Source organism: Hydrogenophaga aquatica (genome assembly GCF_054780915.1).
Genome location: NZ_BAAGVK010000019.1, coordinates 66041 through 81826, shown reverse-complemented (window position 1 = coordinate 81826; position 15786 = coordinate 66041). Strand labels below are relative to the sequence as shown.

Annotated in this window: 13 protein-coding genes; 7 read left to right on the top strand and 6 right to left on the bottom strand. The window is 66.7% G+C overall.

Annotation, left to right across the window (positions count from 1 at the left end):
* Positions 1–30: 30 nt before the first annotated feature.
* The 5 genes from ACYVHH_RS14850 (at position 31) to ACYVHH_RS14830 (ending at position 6031) form a co-directional block, all read left to right on the top strand.
* A complete protein-coding gene (locus ACYVHH_RS14850; protein WP_460565972.1) occupies positions 31–735 on the top strand; it encodes a hypothetical protein in 705 nt (234 codons plus the stop codon).
* 282 nt (positions 736–1017) lie between these two features.
* On the top strand, positions 1018–1764 hold the full coding sequence (locus ACYVHH_RS14845) for a nucleotidyltransferase family protein (protein ID WP_460565971.1): 747 nt from the start codon (positions 1018–1020) through the stop codon (positions 1762–1764).
* 19 nt (positions 1765–1783) lie between these two features.
* Positions 1784–3181, top strand: a complete 1398-nt coding sequence (locus ACYVHH_RS14840) for an aminopeptidase P N-terminal domain-containing protein (RefSeq protein WP_460565970.1) — start codon at positions 1784–1786, stop codon at positions 3179–3181.
* Positions 3182–3269: 88 nt separating this feature from the next.
* Positions 3270–4325 carry an extracellular solute-binding protein gene (locus ACYVHH_RS14835; RefSeq protein WP_460565969.1) on the top strand — a complete coding sequence of 352 codons (1056 nt, stop codon included), beginning with the start codon at positions 3270–3272 and terminating at the stop codon, positions 4323–4325.
* Positions 4322–6031 (top strand): diguanylate cyclase domain-containing protein, encoded by a 1710-nt coding sequence (locus ACYVHH_RS14830; protein WP_460565967.1) that lies wholly within the window; start codon positions 4322–4324, stop codon positions 6029–6031. Before ACYVHH_RS14835 ends, ACYVHH_RS14830 begins: the two co-directional genes overlap by 4 nt.
* Before the next feature lie 22 nt (positions 6032–6053).
* Here the strand turns inward: ACYVHH_RS14830 and ACYVHH_RS14825 are convergent, their stop codons facing one another.
* A complete protein-coding gene (locus ACYVHH_RS14825) occupies positions 6054–8501 on the bottom strand; it encodes a Lon protease family protein (protein ID WP_460565966.1) in 2448 nt (815 codons plus the stop codon).
* 88 nt (positions 8502–8589) lie between these two features.
* On the opposite strand from ACYVHH_RS14825, the gene ACYVHH_RS14820 reads away from it, so the two are divergent.
* Positions 8590–9720 carry a hypothetical protein gene (locus ACYVHH_RS14820; RefSeq protein WP_460565965.1) on the top strand — a complete coding sequence of 377 codons (1131 nt, stop codon included), beginning with the start codon at positions 8590–8592 and terminating at the stop codon, positions 9718–9720.
* 18 nt (positions 9721–9738) lie between these two features.
* Here ACYVHH_RS14820 and ACYVHH_RS14815 read toward each other — a convergent pair whose 3' ends face one another.
* Positions 9739–11766 carry a spermidine synthase gene (locus tag ACYVHH_RS14815; RefSeq protein ID WP_460565964.1) on the bottom strand — a complete coding sequence of 676 codons (2028 nt, stop codon included), beginning with the start codon at positions 11764–11766 and terminating at the stop codon, positions 9739–9741.
* A 135-nt stretch (positions 11767–11901) separates the two neighbouring features.
* On the opposite strand from ACYVHH_RS14815, the gene ACYVHH_RS14810 reads away from it, so the two are divergent.
* Positions 11902–12702, top strand: coding sequence for a UPF0149 family protein (locus ACYVHH_RS14810; RefSeq protein ID WP_460565963.1), 801 nt, complete (start codon positions 11902–11904; stop codon positions 12700–12702).
* Positions 12703–12729: 27 nt separating this feature from the next.
* Here the strand turns inward: ACYVHH_RS14810 and ACYVHH_RS14805 are convergent, their stop codons facing one another.
* Genes ACYVHH_RS14805 through ACYVHH_RS14790 form a run of 4 tightly spaced genes read right to left on the bottom strand, consistent with a single transcriptional unit; the run spans position 12730 to position 15776 of the window.
* Entirely contained in the window at positions 12730–13878 is a 1149-nt protein-coding gene (locus tag ACYVHH_RS14805; protein WP_460565962.1) for a DNA alkylation repair protein, read from the bottom strand.
* 5 nt (positions 13879–13883) lie between these two features.
* Positions 13884–14381 carry a CinA family protein gene (locus ACYVHH_RS14800; RefSeq protein WP_460565961.1) on the bottom strand — a complete coding sequence of 166 codons (498 nt, stop codon included), beginning with the start codon at positions 14379–14381 and terminating at the stop codon, positions 13884–13886.
* 10 nt (positions 14382–14391) lie between these two features.
* The gene (locus ACYVHH_RS14795) at positions 14392–14898 is read right to left on the bottom strand and encodes a phosphatidylglycerophosphatase A family protein (RefSeq protein ID WP_460565960.1); all 507 of its coding nucleotides are present in this window, start codon (positions 14896–14898) and stop codon (positions 14392–14394) included.
* Complete coding sequence (locus ACYVHH_RS14790) at positions 14895–15776, bottom strand: NUDIX hydrolase (protein ID WP_460565959.1); 882 nt, start codon at positions 15774–15776, stop codon at positions 14895–14897. The genes ACYVHH_RS14795 and ACYVHH_RS14790 overlap by 4 nt, the downstream gene beginning before the upstream one ends.
* Positions 15777–15786 lie beyond the last annotated feature (10 nt).

The window sequence follows — 15786 nt, the reverse complement described above, 5'->3', positions numbered from 1 at the left end:
ACAGCAACACTGGAAGCTCATGGGGGCAGAATGGCCAAACCTACGGCAACACAACGTACTCCAATGGTACTGCTTCAAATGGAAGCTCGTGGAGTCAAACGACCATTAATATCGATGCGGCGGGGGTGGCGACATATGGCGTCGATAGCTGTGAAAATTCATTCAGTAAGACATGTAATCAATTCAGGTGATATTAATATGTGGAAAAATTTTTATTCGAGGATTGTCGCGTTTTTTGTCTTGATTATTTGTTCTGCGTTTTGGAGTGGCGATGCTTATTCTGGTGCGTTGGAAGTTGGTGAAGTAATGCTAACCTGTAAGGTGCGGGCCTCGGATGAAAGGGATTTGTGCAGCCTTACGGATGACGGAGCTTGCACTAGGGTTTTTGTTATTTACGGTCAATCTATTGACGAAGTCCAAGTTGATGAAGGCAACTCAGTAAAGAGTCTTGTCATTCTCGAAAATAACAGCGCTGTGCTATCTGCGTACAAGCAATTAATGGCCTATTTAGATGGAAATGGGAGATTGATCTATGAAAAAATAATTAAATACTCTATTAATCGATTTGATGGTCAAATTTCAGAGGTTGAGGAGTATAGGTGGCCGAGTGGCGAGGTCATGTCAAAAAAGCAATTTGATGAAGTTAGCCAAAAAGATCCGTTTCGCCTGCTATTTCCGTACAGGGCTGGCTCCAGAAAAGGGGTATGCGTTGCGTCGACCAAAAAATTATTTTAATAATAGCTGATGATGGCATGTTATTCATTCTTGGTGACCCCTGAAAATTTCCGCAGCACTTGCCTATATCCTGTAAATCCTGAAATTCGGCATTGAGCCCTACAGCATGGCCACCAAAAAACAATACGTTCAGTGGGTGTGGCGCTTCATGCTTTTCCTCGGCAACCGCACCCATGTGGGCTACTGAAGCAGGGTCATTTTTAACACATCTGGCCGTGCTGGGCAACGTGGCTGCGCCTGCCCAGAACCCAGCCCACCATCCCGCACAATCGGCGCATGGTGATGAACCCACTTCCCCCCGCCCAAGCCCTTCTGCTCGCCGCTGGCCGTGGCGAGCGCATGCGCCCGCTCACCGACGCCACGCCCAAACCCCTGCTGGAAGTGCAAGGCCGCCCTTTGCTGGCCTGGCATCTGTCTGCCATGGCGCGCGCCGGGGTGGCGCATGCCTGCATCAACACCGCGTGGCTGGAGGAACAGATTCCCGTCCGCCTGGGCGCCGAATGGCAGGAAGGCGGCCACGCCATGGCGTTGAGCTATTCCCTGGAAGGACGCGACTTTGGCGGTGCGTTGGAAACGGCCGGCGGCATTGCGCGCGCCCTGCCGCAGCTGGCGGACGTGTTCTGGGTGGCGGCGGGCGACGTGTTTGCGCCTGGTTTTGCCTTTGCGCCCCAGGCGCTGGCGCGTTTTGCCGCCAGCTCCCTGCTGGCGCATGTGTGGCTGGTGCCCAACCCCGAACACAACCCCCGGGGCGACTTTGGCCTGTCGCCCGAGGGGCTGGCGCTGAACTTGCCCCCTGAACACCCTGGGCCGCGCTACACCTACAGCACCATCGGCCTGTACCGGCGGGCCTTCTTCCAGCAGCCGCTGTGCAGCATTCCCACCGGCAACCCCCAGGGGGTGAAAGCCCCGCTGGCGCCCTTGCTGCGCCGGGCCATGGACAATGGGCAGGTGAGCGCCGAGCTGTACACCGGGGCGTGGACCGACGTGGGCACCCCCGAACGCCTTGCGCAGTTGAACCAGATTTCCTGAAACTCAGTCAGAACACCCCATGAGCGCCATTGCCCACCAAGCCATCTACGCCGACCGCCGTGCCCGCCTGGCCGCCCAGCTGGGCCCGGGTGGCGTGGCCATCATTCCCACCGCGCCCGAGCGCACGCGCAACCGCGACAGCGAATACCTGTTCCGCTTCGACAGCTACTTCTACTACCTCACGGGCTTCACCGAGCCGCGCGCCTGGCTGGTGCTGACGGCCGAAGGCCACACCACGCTGTTCTGCCAGCCCAAGGACCTGGAGCGCGAAATCTGGGACGGCTACCGCCTGGGGCCCGAGGCCGCGCCCGCCGCGCTGGGCGTGAACGAGGCCTATTCGGTGGACGAGCTGGACGCCCGCCTGCCCAAGCTGCTGGAAAACCGCCACGCCGTGTGGTACCCGTTTGCCATCCATGCCGGGCTGGAAACCCGGGTGGACGGCTGGCTGCAGAAGGTGCGCGCCCGCGTGCGCTACGGCGCCCTGTGCCCCGACGCCCAGCGCGACCTGTGCAGCCTGCTGGATGAGATGCGCCTGATCAAGGACGCGCACGAGATTGGCGTGATGAAGCGCGCCGCGCAAATCAGCGCGCACGCGCACATCCGCGCCATGCAGCGCAGCGCCGCCATGATCCGCGCCGGGCAGGAGGTGCGCGAATACCACCTGGACGCAGAACTGCTGCACGAATTCCGCCAGCATGGCTCGCAGTACCCGGCCTACGGCAGCATCGTGGCGGCGGGCGCCAATGCCTGCGTGCTGCACTACCGCGCCGACGCGGCGCCCGTGCGCGACGGCGAGCTGGTGCTGATCGACGCCGGCTGCGAGCTGGACGGCTACGCCAGCGACATCACCCGCACCTTTCCGGCCAACGGCAAGTTCACCGGGCCGCAACGCGCGCTGTACGACCTGGTGCTGGCATCGCAGCAGGCGGCGGTGGACGCCACGCGACCAGGCAAACGTTTTGTGGGCCCGCACGACGCTACCGTGCGCGTGCTGGCACAGGGCATGCTGGACCTGGGCCTGCTCAACCGCAACGATGTGGGCCACCTGGACGATGTGATCGAAAAGCGCCATTACTTCCGCCACTACATGCACCGCACCGGCCACTGGCTGGGGCTGGACGTGCACGACTGCGGCAGCTACGTGGAGCCATCCGAGGTGGGCCAGCTCAGCGAGCGCCGCGACCCGCTGTCGGGCGAAATCATCAAGGACCGCCCGAGCCGCATCCTGCGCCCCGGCATGGTGCTGACCATCGAGCCCGGCCTGTACGTGAGCCCTGCGCCCGACGTGCCCAAGGAGTTCTGGAACATCGGCATCCGCATCGAGGATGACGCGGTGGTGACTGAGGACGGCTGCGAGCTGATCACCCGTGGCGTGCCGGTGGATGGCGACGAGATCGAAGCACTGATGCGGGGGTAAATACCCTGCCCGACAGGGCTTGCCACCCCGGTTACCGGCGTGGAAAATGGAATCAGAGCAGATATCGTTGGGTCTGCCGGAGAACTGTATGACGCCATTCCAGAAGCAGCGTCGATTGTTGGGGGTGGGGGTGTTGGCTGGCTGGGCCCTGGGGGCGCATGCCGGCTCTGCCAGTTCACTGAAGGTGCTGGCCTGGCCGGGCTATGCCGACCCGGATGTCGTCAAGGCATTCGAGGAACGACATGGCCGCAAGGTCGAAGTCACCTTCATTGATTCCGACGCCGCGCTTTGGGAGCGCATCAACCGCAACGGCGGGCGCGACTTCGACGTGTTTGCGGCGAACACGGCCGAGATGCAACGGTACATTGCCGCCGGTCTGCTGCTGCCGATAGACACGCGCGCGGTTCCAAACATTGCCAGGCAGTTGCCCCGGTTTGCCGACACGGCGGCCATCAAGGGCCTGGCGCGGGGCGGCATGCGTTTCGCGGTGCCCTACACCTACGCCGAGATGGGCATCATCTACGACCGCACCCAGCTGCCCACGCCGCCGCAGAGCATTCGCGTGCTGTGGGACCAGGCCTACCGGGGCAAGGTGCTGGTCTACAACGGTGGCACGCACAACTTCTCTCTGGCTGCCCAGTCGCTGGACTGGGCCAACCCTTTCCGCCTGGAGAACCACCAGTGGCCAGCGGCCGTGGACCGGCTCGTGGCCCTGAGGCGCAACGTGGCGGCTTTCTACACCCAACCGGAAGAGTCGGTGGACCTGTTCCTGGGGCGCAAGGCAGCGCTGATGTTTGCGAACTACGGTTCCCAGCAGCTCAAGCTGCTGCAGGCGCGCGGTGTCGATGCCGGTTATGCGGTGCCGCGCGAAGGCGCACTGGCCTGGCTGGACTGCTGGGGCGTCACCCAGGGCGCGCGCGACCCCACCCTGGCGATGGCCTGGATCAACTTCATGCTGGAACCCATGCCCGGCCAGGTGCTGCTGGAGCGCCAGGGGCTGGCCAACACCATGCAGGAATCGCCCTTCATCCAGGAAGGCGCGCGCCTGGTCTGGCTGGAGCCAGTGGAAAGCGAGGACCGCCGCAACCAGCTCTGGAGCCGGATCGTCTCGGGTGACCGGGCCAGCAAGGTGCTGGCGCCATGAGGCTGGGTATTGCCGCCAAGCTCGCGCTGCTGCTCACCCTGGTCGGGGTGCTGGCAGGAGGTATTGCCGCCATCCACAGCTACCTGATCACGCGTGACCTCCTGGTGGATGCCGCGAAGGCGCGCCTGCTGACTTCGACCCAGGTGCTGGCGACGCGGATCACCACCTCGCGGGAGGAGGTGTCCCGCTTGCTGCAGATGCTGGCTGAGCACCCGGTAACGCGGGCCACCCTGGCCAGGCCGCAACCACAGCTGGACGACCAGCTGGCCACGCTCTTTGAACAGGCCATGCTGGCCAACCCCTCGTACAACCAGATTCGCCTGATCTCTGCCCAGGGTTATGGGCTGGAGCGTGTGCGCGTGGAGCGCGACGAAAAGCGCCTGGTGCGGGTCACCGGGGACGACCTGCAGGAGAAGGGGCATTTCGCCTACGTATCGCAAGCCTTGAAGCTGCCGCGTGGGGCCACCTACCTGTCCCGCATCGCCATCAACCACGAGCGGGGCACGGCCTTCAACATGGACAAGCCGACGATTGTGCTGGCCATGCCCGTCGTGCCGCTCGACGGCCAGCCGCCGCTTGGGGTCGTCGTTGTCAACGTCGACCTGCGCGCCGTCTTCCGCCTGCTGGCGGCAGACCTGCCCGGCGAATTCCGCTTGTTCCTGGCGAACGGCGAGGGCGATGTGCTGGTGCACCCCGACAGTTCCCGCACCTTCGGCTTCGACCGGGGGCGCAGGGTGTTGATCCAGGACGAGTTCCCGGCGATTCAGGCCCTGGTGGCCGTGCCGTCGGGAGAGGTGGTGTTCGAGGCGCCCACCTCGTCGGCCGACACGCCGCTGGTCGCCGCGTTCGTTCGCCGGGATCTGGCCGTGGCGTCTGACGAGAAAGGGCTGATGCTGGGGCTGGCTCAACCCTTGTCCAGCGTCTTGCAGGAGTTCAATCGCCCGCGCACCGACATCGTGCTGGGCGCGCTGCTGCTGTCACTGGGCTGCGTGGTCGTGGCGGTGGTGCTGGCTGGCGCGGTGACCCGGCCGATCAACGCCATCAAGCAGGCTGCAGGGCGGTTCGCGGCGGGGCAGGTCGACGCCAGCCTGCCGGTGGACCGGAGCGACGAGATTGGCGACCTGGCGAGGAGCTTCCAGGGCATGCAGGACCAGATCGCGCACCAGATGGTCACCCTGCGGGACAACCGCGAGGAGCTGGAACACATGGTCCAGCACGACTCCCTCACCGGGCTGCCCAACCGGCGCATGCTGCAGGAGCGGCTGGAGCAGGCGATAGCGAGGGCCCGGCGCAACAACGAGCACGTGACGCTGATGTTCGTGGACCTGGACCGGTTCAAGGACATCAACGACAGGCTTGGGCACGACGCCGGGGACTACGTCCTGCGCATCGTTGCGCGGCGCATGCAGGGCGTGCTGCGCGAGATCGACACGGTCGCGCGGCTGGGTGGAGACGAGTTCGTGGTGCTGCTCGACGCCCCCTCGCCGCCGCCGGAAGGCATCGTGACGGTGGCCATGAAGATCATCGACCAGGCCCGGGCCGACATACCCTACGGCATGCGGACGCTCAATGTTGGCGCCAGCATCGGCATCAGCCAGTACCCCGAAGACGGGCTGACCGCGATGGACCTGATCGTTGCCGCCGACAGGGCCATGTACCGCGCCAAGGCCGACGGACGGCAGACCTTCTGTTTCGCCAGCGCCTGATCGCCTGCCGCGCCGCCGGGCCTCATGAACGGCGGCGCCACGCGCGCGGGTTGCCCGCCTTCAGGCAGGCGCGCCGGTAGGCGTGCAGCGTGGCTTCGGCGCGCCCCAGCAGGCTGTCGGGCGCGTAGCCCGTGCCGTCGTGCGTCTGCCCGAAGGGCACGCCAGTGAGCCGCTCCATGGCTTCACCGACGTGCGCTGCGGTGTAGATGTGAAAGCGCCCTTGGGCCACGGCCTCGCACACTTCGCGGTCGAGCATGAGGTGGCGGCGATTGCGCTGCGGCACCAGAACCCCCTGTTCGCCAGACAGTCCCTGCGCCTGGCACACGCGGAAGAAGCCTTCGATCTTTTCGTTCACGCCGCCGATGGGCAGCACATCGCCAAAGGCGTTGAGCGCCCCTGTGACGGCGATGCCCTGCCGCAGCGGCACACCTGACAGCGACGACAGCAGCGCGAACAGTTCAGCGCAGGAGGCCGAGTCGCCCTCAATGCCGCTGTATTCCTGCTCGAAAACGATGGACGCGGACAGCGCCAGCGGCGCGATGTGCGCGAACAGGGCCGACAGGTAGCTGTGCAGGATGAGCACGGCCTTGTCGTGGATGGGGCCGGAGAGTTCCACCTCGCGCTCGATGTTGAGCAGCCCTTCGGAGCCCGCCACGGTGCGGGCGGCCACGCGCATGGGCAGGCCGAAGCGGTAGTCGCCCAGGTCGATGACGCTCAGGCCGTTGAGCTGCCCCACGCGCGCGCCGCCGAGCGCGATGAGCCGGTCGCCTTCCTGGATCGCTTCGCGCAGGCGCTGGTCGGGGTAGTCGTGGCGGTGGTTGCGCGCGGCCAGGGCGGCTTCCACGTCTTGCCGCTCCACCAGGCGTGCGCCGCGTGCCTGGGCGGTGGCGGCGCTTTCCACCACCAGGGCCTCGGTGCGGGCAAAGGCGGCGCTCTGGCGGGTCTGGTCCTCGGCCTCTCGGTGGGTGTCTTCAATCAGCCGGGCCACGGCGGCGGCGCTGAAATGCGGCAGGCCCAGGCGCGCGCAGGTGTGTCCCACGAACACGCCGGTGGCGTAGCGCGTGTCGTCGCTGGCGTGGAAGGCGTCGGCAAAGTCCACCTTCACGCGGAAGTGGCGGGCAAATTCGGGGTCGCCCTCTTGCAGGGCATAAAAATGCTCGTTGGAGCCGATGAGCACGATTTTCACGTCCACGTCCACCGCCTCGGGTTCGAGCGAGGTGGTGGCCAGCGCGGTGAACATGGTGCCGGGTTCTTCGATCTGCAGGCGGCCGCTGCGCAGGAAGCGGCGCAGCTTCTCCCAGACGAGTTCGTCGGTGAACAGGTCGCGCATGTGCAGCATCAGGTAGCCGCCGTGGGCCTTGAGCAGGCTGCCCGCGCGGATGCGCGAGAAGTCGGTGACCAGCACGTCGTTTTCGGACTGGTATTCGATGCTGCCGAAGAGGGGGCGGTAAAGCGGGTTGTTTTCGACAATGACGGGCGCGCCCTGGGTGCCTGCGTTGTCCACCACCAGGTTGACGCGGTAGCGCGAGAGCTGGCGGGCGAGTGCTTCGCGGCGTTCGTCGTCGTCTTCGGGGGCAGCGGCTTCGAACAGGTCCAGGTGGTCAAGCACGTCGCGGGCCACCTCGTCCAGCCAAGTGCCCAGCTTGCGCGTGTCCTTGAACTGCTTTTTCAGCTCCTGGCGGATGTTCTGCAGTTCGCGCTCCAGCAGCGGCTTCACGGCCTGGCGCCGCAGTGCCACCATGCCATCGCGCAGGGCGCGCTCCATTGGCGCGGTGGCTTCGAGGAAGCGCAGAATCTCGCCGCGCAGTTCGCGTTCGCCCTGGTCGTAGCGCTCGCGCTGTTCCTTGGGCAGGGCGGCCATGTCGGCGGCCGAGAGGGTCTCGTTCTTCTCGTCGATCAAGGTGAAGATGAGCTGGCCGCTGTCGCGCCGCAGGGAAAAGCGGCGCTCTTCGGCGAAGGCGGACAGGGCACTGAATGCCCGGGCTTCCTGGTCGGCATAACTGTGCTCCAGCGCGTCGCTGTCGGCCTTGAAGTCGGGCTCGGTGAAGCGCTTGGGAATGTCTGTTTGCAGGGTGCGGGTCAGCTCGGCCATGAGCTGGCGAAGCTGGCGGCCCTGGCCAGCGGGCAGGCGCAGTGCGCGCGGGCGTTCGGGGCTTTCAAAGTTGTGCAGGTAGCACAGGTCCGGCGGCACCGGGCGGCTGGCGGCGGCGGCCTGCATTTCCTGCTGCAGCAGGGTGGACCGGCCCGTGCCCACGTCGCCCAGCACGAAGAGGTGGTAGTGCGGCTGGTCCAGCCCCAGGCCGAAGCGTGCCGCGGTGTGGGCGCGTTCCTGGCCAATCCACGGCAGCGGCTCCTGGCTCAGTTCGGTGGTGTCGGCAAAGCCCAGCGTGTTGGGGTCGATCTGCAGGCGCAGATCGCCCGGAGCCAGGCGCGGTGCGGACGACAGATGGGCAGGCGTGGTGTCAGGCATGGCGTGTTCCTGGAACGTGTTGAGGACAGTCTAGCGCCGTTCGTCGGGCTGGCCTCAAGGGCGTGTGATCTGTGCCGATGCCGAAAACATGAGAATCACTGCGTCCGACGTCACCCTGCTCAGCCAGCACGAGCATGCCGAAGCCCGGCAGGTGGACGAGCGGCTGCGCCTGTGGCGAGGGCCCGAGCCACAGGCCGTCAGGTTGGATGCGGGTGGGGCACGGAACGCTGATGACCAGCGTCCGTCAGCCTTGCTGCACCTGTCGGCCGTGGCTGCGCAGGCGCGCCCTCAGGATGTCCCCGGGCGGGCCGTGGGGCGCCCGCGGCACGAGCCGCAGGCTGTGGCTGCCGAGGGCCCGCGCAAGACAGAAACCGGTGATGGCAACGCCGTGGAGCCGCGCATGCAGGTGCTGGTGCGCATGGTGGAAGCCATGACTGGTATCAAAGTGCGGGTGTTCCGGGCGGAAGAACTGCAAGGGGAGGTGCCGGTGGCAGCCGTGGCCGAGGCGGCCAGCGATGTGTCTGCCGCCGCCAGTGCACAGCGCGCGGGCTGGAGCATGGCTTACGACCGTGTCGAGGTGCGGTACGAGCAGGAAACCACCGTCTTTGCCGCGCAGGGCACCGTGACGACGGCCGACGGGAGGACCATCGGGTTTATGGCAGGGCTGGTGATGCAGCGCGAGCAACTGGATGTGAGCCAGGTGTCTGTGCGCATGGGCGAAGCCGCGAAGATGAAGGACCCGCTGGTGTTGAACTTCGATGGCGGTGCGCCGGTGTTGACCGACCTGCGCTTTGCCTTCGACCTGGATGCCGATGGCGCGGCGGAACACATTCCCTTCGTCGGCCCTGGCAGCGGTTTCCTGGTGTTCGACCGCAATGCCAACGGGTTGGCCGACGATGGCAGCGAGCTTTTCGGGGCCTTGAGCGGCAACGGGTTTGCCGAACTGGCGGCACACGATGGCGATGGCAACGGCTGGATAGACGAGACCGACGCCATCTTCCGCCAGTTGCTGGTCTGGCAGAAAGACCCGCAGGGCCGCGACCGCTACAGCACCCTCGCGGAGGCGGGCGTGGGGGCCTTGTATCTCGGGCAGACCGCCAGCCCGTTCACCCTCAAGGGCGGTGACAACGCCACGCTTGGGCAAGTGCGCGCCAGCGGTGTCTACCTGTCGGAAAACGGCGAAGCGGGCGTGATGCAGCAGATCGACCTGACGGTCTGAGGCGCGCGGCCGGACGGCTCAGTCCTTAAGGATGCTCAGCAGGTTGGAGAAGCTGTCGGTCCAGGGGCGGAAACCGGGCGGCCCCACGAGGCGGGTGCCATCGGCCAGCGCAGGCGGCAGCGCGCCAGCCTGCTGGGGCGTCATGAGCAATACCCAGGTGGAGCGGCGGCAGTACAAGTCCTCGTCCGGCGGGCTCAGGTCGTAGGCCACGGCCACGCGGCCCAGCGCCTGCGCCGCCGATGCCATCACCGGTTTCAGGTCCAGGTAGCGGTTGGTGATGTGCACCGCCAGCAGACCTTGCGGCGCCAGGTGGCGCAGGTAGCCTTGCAGCGCCTCCAGCGTGAGCAGGTGGGTGGGGATGGAGTCCCCCGAAAAGGCGTCCATGGCCAGCAGGTCGAAACCCTGGAGCGGCTCGGACTCCAGCACCAGACGGCCGTCGCCCAGGGCCGTCTCAATCCGCGCACCGCTGTCCTGCAGGTAGGTGAAATGGCTGCGGGCCAGGCTGAGCACCTGGTCGTTGATTTCGTAGATGCGCATGACATCGCCGGGGCGGCCGTAGGTGGCCAGGGTGCCGGTGCCCAGTCCCACCACGCCCAGCTTGAGCGGCCGTTCCTGCGGCAGGCTGCGCAACGCCCTGCCGATGCCCGACAGCTCGCAGTAGTAGGCGGTGGGCTGCTGGCGGTGGCGTGCGTCCATGTACTGTTCGCCGTGGTTGATGCGCCCGTGCACCAGGCTGCGTACCGGGCCCAGCCTGGGGTCGACCGTTTCTTCCACCCGCAACTGGCTGTAGAAATTGCGCATGACCGTCTGGTAGCCCTGCACGTAGCCCAGCGACAGGTTGGCCAGACGCAGCGCGTAGGCCGCCAGCGCGAGCAACAGCAGGGCGCGCCAGTGCCTGCGCAGGGACGGCCAGAGCACGATGGTGGCAAGGGCTGCGCAGGCGAACAGACCCAGTGGCAGTTCGTAGTAGGCGTTGAAGACCGCCGGGGCCAGCAGACCCACCAGCGCACCCCCCAGTGCCCCGCCAATGGAAAGCATCAGGTAAAACAACGTGAGGTGGCGCACTGGCGGCTTGCGGCGCACCAGTTCGCCGTGGCAGACCATGCAGAGCACGAACAGGGCGCCACACAGCGCGGCGATCATCAGCGGCACGCTGGTGCCTTCGTTCATCACGTGGTCCAGCGCCCAGAACGCCAGCGGCAGCGCGCCCAGGAACACCGGCCGCACGTAGTAGCGCGGGGCGTCAAAGCACAGAATGAAACTCAGCAGGTACAGGCTCAGCGGCAGCACCCACAGGAAGGGCACGGGTGCCACATCCTGCGTCAGGTGGCGGGTGATTGACAGCAGCAGCACCGTGGCGGTGGCCGCCAGCCCCACCCACAGCAGGCGTTCGGGCCACGCGGGCGGCGGCCCGTCCGCTTCAGTGGCGGGCGTTTGCGCCTCGTGCTGGCGCAGCCGGCGCCAGGTGAAGGCCGCCGTGGCCAGGCAGACGGCCACGAACAGCGCGTAGCCTGCAGACCACACCACGGCCTGGGGCCGGACCGCCAGCATGGGTTCCACCAGCACCGGGTAGGTGAGCAGGCCCAGCATGGACGCCAGGTTGGACAGGGCGTAGAGGCGGTAGGGCTGCACGCCTGCGCTGGAGAACAGGTGGGCGCGCGCGTACCAGGCCTGCATCAGCGGGCCGGTGGTGGACAGCAGCAGGTAGGGGGCGCCCACGGCGGTGGCCAGCACCAGCAGCACGCCCAGGGCAGGCGTGCCCGCAACCAGGTCGCGCCAGGCGGGGTTGGCTACCACGGGCAGCGTCAGCAGGCTCAGCAGCAGCACGGAGCCATGCACGGCCATCTGGCGCTTTGCCGGCAGCTTCTCGTGCAGCCAGTGCACGTAGGCATAACCCAGGAGCAGCTCCGCCTGGAAGAACACCAGGCACACGCTCCACACCGATGACGCACCCCCGAACCACGGCAGGATCATCTTCGCGACGATCGGCTGTATCTGAAAAAGCAGGAACGCCGAAAGAAAGACCGTGGTTGCGAAGTAGATCATGCTGGCGGTCGTTGGGGGTGAAGGGGCGGGCAATCTTTTATAGCCCAAAGGCCTGTCCGGCTTGGTGGTGGCAGGGGGTTCAGTGGCGGCGGCGCCACAGGGGATAATCGCAATACACTTTTTTTGCGGACTGCCATGACCACTTCCACCCCTGCCCAGCCGATGAGCGACGAGGACTTCGACGCGCTTGACAACATCCTCGACGACCTGCGCCAGCGCATGGACGAGGTGCCCCAGTGGGAGTTCTGCGAGGGTTTCATGGCGGCGCTCATTTGCTGCCGCCGCAGCATTCCGGCCAGCGAATACATGGGCGCTCTGTTCGGCGACGCGGACACCGGGGAGTTCGGCCCGGCCCTGTTTGCCAGCCCCGAGCAGTACGAACAGTTCCTGGCGCTGTGGAACCGCCGCTGGAACGAGGTGGCCACTGCGCTGGACCAGCCGGTGGAAAGCCTGGACGACGAGCGCGCCTACGCCCCCGAGGTGATGGATGTGCGGGGTGCCATTGCCGCGCTGAGCGAGGAAGAGCGCGCTGCGATGGCCGACGAGCTGGACAACGAGGAGCTGCCTTCTTTTGCCCAGGTGTGGGCGCTGGGCTTCATGTTCGCCGTGGAAACCTGGCCCGAGGAATGGACCGCCCCGCGCGACAAGGAAGCCGCCGAGTGGCTGGAAGACGCGCTGGAGCGCATCGTCATCATGACCGAGGACGATGACGAGGAACCCGCCGTCAGCATGTTTGGCGAGGACAGCCCGCCCAGCGTGAGCCAGGCGCGTCTGAACGCCTACGGCGAGGCCATCTGGGCGGTGTACGACCTGCGCGACCTGTGGAAGAGCATTGGCCCGCGCGTGGAAACCGTGCGCAAGGCCGACGAACCCGGCCGCAACGACCCCTGCCCCTGCGGCAGCGGCAAGAAATACAAGAAGTGCCACGGGGCCTGAGGCCCTTTTGTGATCTGACGGGCCGGCTCAGCCGGTCTGCAGCTCGAAGCTCTGGCGGCCCAGAGCCTTGCCGTTGACCAGCAACTCGACGTGGTGCGTGCCCGGGTACAGCGTGCGCGTGGTCACCGGCCGTAGGCTGTGGCGCTTGACCAGTTCACGCGTTTCACCCGGCGCCAGGGTGAGCTTCCAGCCCTTGAACACCTTGGCCGACATGCCGCCGTTGGCGCGCACGTGGTGCACGGCGTAGTCCACCACCAGCGTCTGGGGTTCGCTCGCGCCTGAGGCCAGCCGCACCCGCAGCTCCACGCTTTCGCCGATACGCGCCTGGCCGGATGACAGCGCCAGCGCGGCAGCGCCGTTCAGGGCATGGCCCAGCCCCCAGGCGTGCAGGGTGGCCGGGTGCCCTTGCTTGACCAGTGTGCGGCTGGCGTGGCGCAGCAGGGCCACGCGTTCCGGGCTGGCCCCATTCAGGTGTTCCGCCACCCAGGCGGCCACCTTTTCGGGGTGGTCCTTGGCGATGTCGTTCAGGTGGTTGGCCACGCTGCGCCGCACGTAGGCGCTGGGGTCGTCCTGGAGGGCGTGCAACAGGGGCAGTGTGGGCGTGGGGTCGGCCACCAGGCTGTGCAGGCGCAGGCCCCAGGGCAGGCGGGGGCGGCTGCCTTCGCTCACCAGCCGTCGCACGTGCGGGCTGGGGTCGTGTACCCAACTTTGCAAGGCGTTCAAGGTGATTTGTGGGTGCCGCTGCAGGAAGGGCCGGATGGCGAATTCGGCGGTGAAGCGCTGCGTGAGCGCGTGCAGGCAGGCCAGTGCACGTGGCACATCGCTCATGCCGTGACGTGCCACATATTCGCCCACGGACCAGAGCACCCACCCGGTCAACCCGGCCTGGCGTTGCCGCTCGTCAAGTGACACGGGTTCGCCCTTCGCGTCAAAGGGCGACGGTGGGGCCAGGCTGGCTTCCAGCACGGTACAGGCCTGGCCGAAGTCGGCAGGCAGGGTCTGCGTCAGCGCGTCGGCCACCAGCATGGCCCGGGCTTTGAATTCAAGCGCATCCAGCCCCTGCGTGGCCAGGGTTTCAAAGCCTGGGCGGTTGAAGGCGGGCCAGGTGCGTTGCAGGTGCGCGCCTGCGTCACGCACCGTCTGCGGGTTGATGAGCAGCTTGAAGGGCTCGGCCACGCCGCTCAGCCCGCTGGCAGACGTTGCAGCAGCCCTTTCAGGGCGTGCTGCACCGTGGCTTGCCGCACGGCATCGCGGCCACCGGGTAGGTGCTGCAGTTCGGTGAATACGCCCTGCGGCGTGGCCCAGCCGAACCAGACGGTGCCCACCGGTTTTTCTGCGCTGCCACCAGTGGGGCCCGCCACGCCCGTCACGGCCACGCTTACCTGCGCGTGGGAGTGGCGCAGCGCACCCTCGGCCATGGCACGGGCCACAGGTTCACTCACCGCGCCGTGCCGTTCGATCAGGGCGGCATCCACACCCAAGGCCTCCGTCTTGGCGGCGTTGGAGTAGGTGACGAAGCCGCGATCCAGCCAGTCGCTGGAGCCGCTCAGGCCTGTGCAGGTGCCCGCGATCAACCCGCCCGTGCAGCTTTCGGCGGTGGCCATCATCCAGCCGCGTTGCTTCAGCTCGCGCGCCAGCGCCTCGCACAGTGGCAGCAGGTCGGGGGCTTGGGTGTCCATGGCGGGGGCCTCAGAAGCGCCAGAGCGCAATCACCAGCAGCGTGCAGAAGGCGGCTACCAGATCGTCGAACATGATGCCCCAGCCGCCGCGCCAGCCCCAGCCCTTGAAGAACTGGTCGGCCCAGGCCACGGGCCCGGGCTTGGCGGCGTCGAAGAAGCGGAACAGGGCGAAGGCCAGTGCCTGCCCCAGCAGGCCCATGGGCATGGCCAGCCACAGCACCAGCCAGAAGGCCACGATCTCGTCGATGACGACGAAGCCCGGATCTGCAATGCCGCTGCGTTCGGCGGTGCGCACGCTGGCCCACCAGCCCACCAGGGTGCTGATGCCGATGAGGAGGGCCCAGCCCACGTCTGACGGCTGAAAGAGCGCGTCGATGACAAGGAAGGTGGCCCAGCCCCATAGCGTTCCCACCGTGCCCGGCGCGCGCCGGCTGAGGCCCGAGCCGAAGCCCATGGCGATGACATGTGACAGGTGCGCAAACATGAAGCGCGCCGAAGGGATGACGGCAGGGGTCATTCCAGCCACCCCGCGAAGCCGTTGACGGGTTCGAACCTGCGCTGCACGAAGCGCAGGCGTGTGGGGCCCGGCAGCGCGCGTGCGGTCACCGGGTGCCTGGGATCGCCTGGGTAGCACATGACCCTCACACCGTCTTCGTCGAACTGTTCGGGCTGGACGCAGGGCGGCTGGCGTTCCAGGGCTTCCCGCCAGGCGCTGGCGGTGTCGGCGTGGCGTGCCAGCTGGGCCAGGCCCATGAGCTGCGGCGGGATGAGTTCGATCTCTCTGTCCCAGTAGCGTTGCAGGGCGGTCTGCGGGGCCAGCCAGAGGCTTTCCACTGCCTCGTGGTCGTCATGGCGCGCGAGCTGCCCTGTGGGCAGCACAGCCAGGAAGAAACGGGTGTCGAAGCGGGGTGTGCCCACGGGCGGGTTGCGCGGCGTGATCCAGCGCGACCAGGGGCGCATGCCACGGGTGTTTGTGCGCAGGCCCAGCCGTGCCAGTGCTGCTGGCCAGGCCTGCCCGGCGCGCAGCTGCTCATGCAGTTGTTCGTGCCAGCCGGTCCGGCTGGCTTGGCCGTCCTCGGGTTCCGCCAGCAGAATGCCCGCCTCCTCGAACATCTCGCGCAGGGCCGCCAGGTAGAGCGCGACGGCCGTCTCCACCGGTGTGCCGCCTTCGGCCAGCTGGTCCTGCAGGGCTTGCGGGCTCTGGTCCAGGCGCGTCAGCCAGCCGCCATCGAAATCGGATGCGTCCAGCTTGCCCCCAGGGAACACGTACATGCCCCCGAGCACGCCAGCACGCGCGTTGCGCCGCTGCAGCAGCACCTCCAGGCCTGTGGGCCCGTCGCGCAGCAGCACCACGGAGGCTGCGTCGCGCGGGGTGTCGGGGGTGGGTGTGTCCATGGCGGTTCTG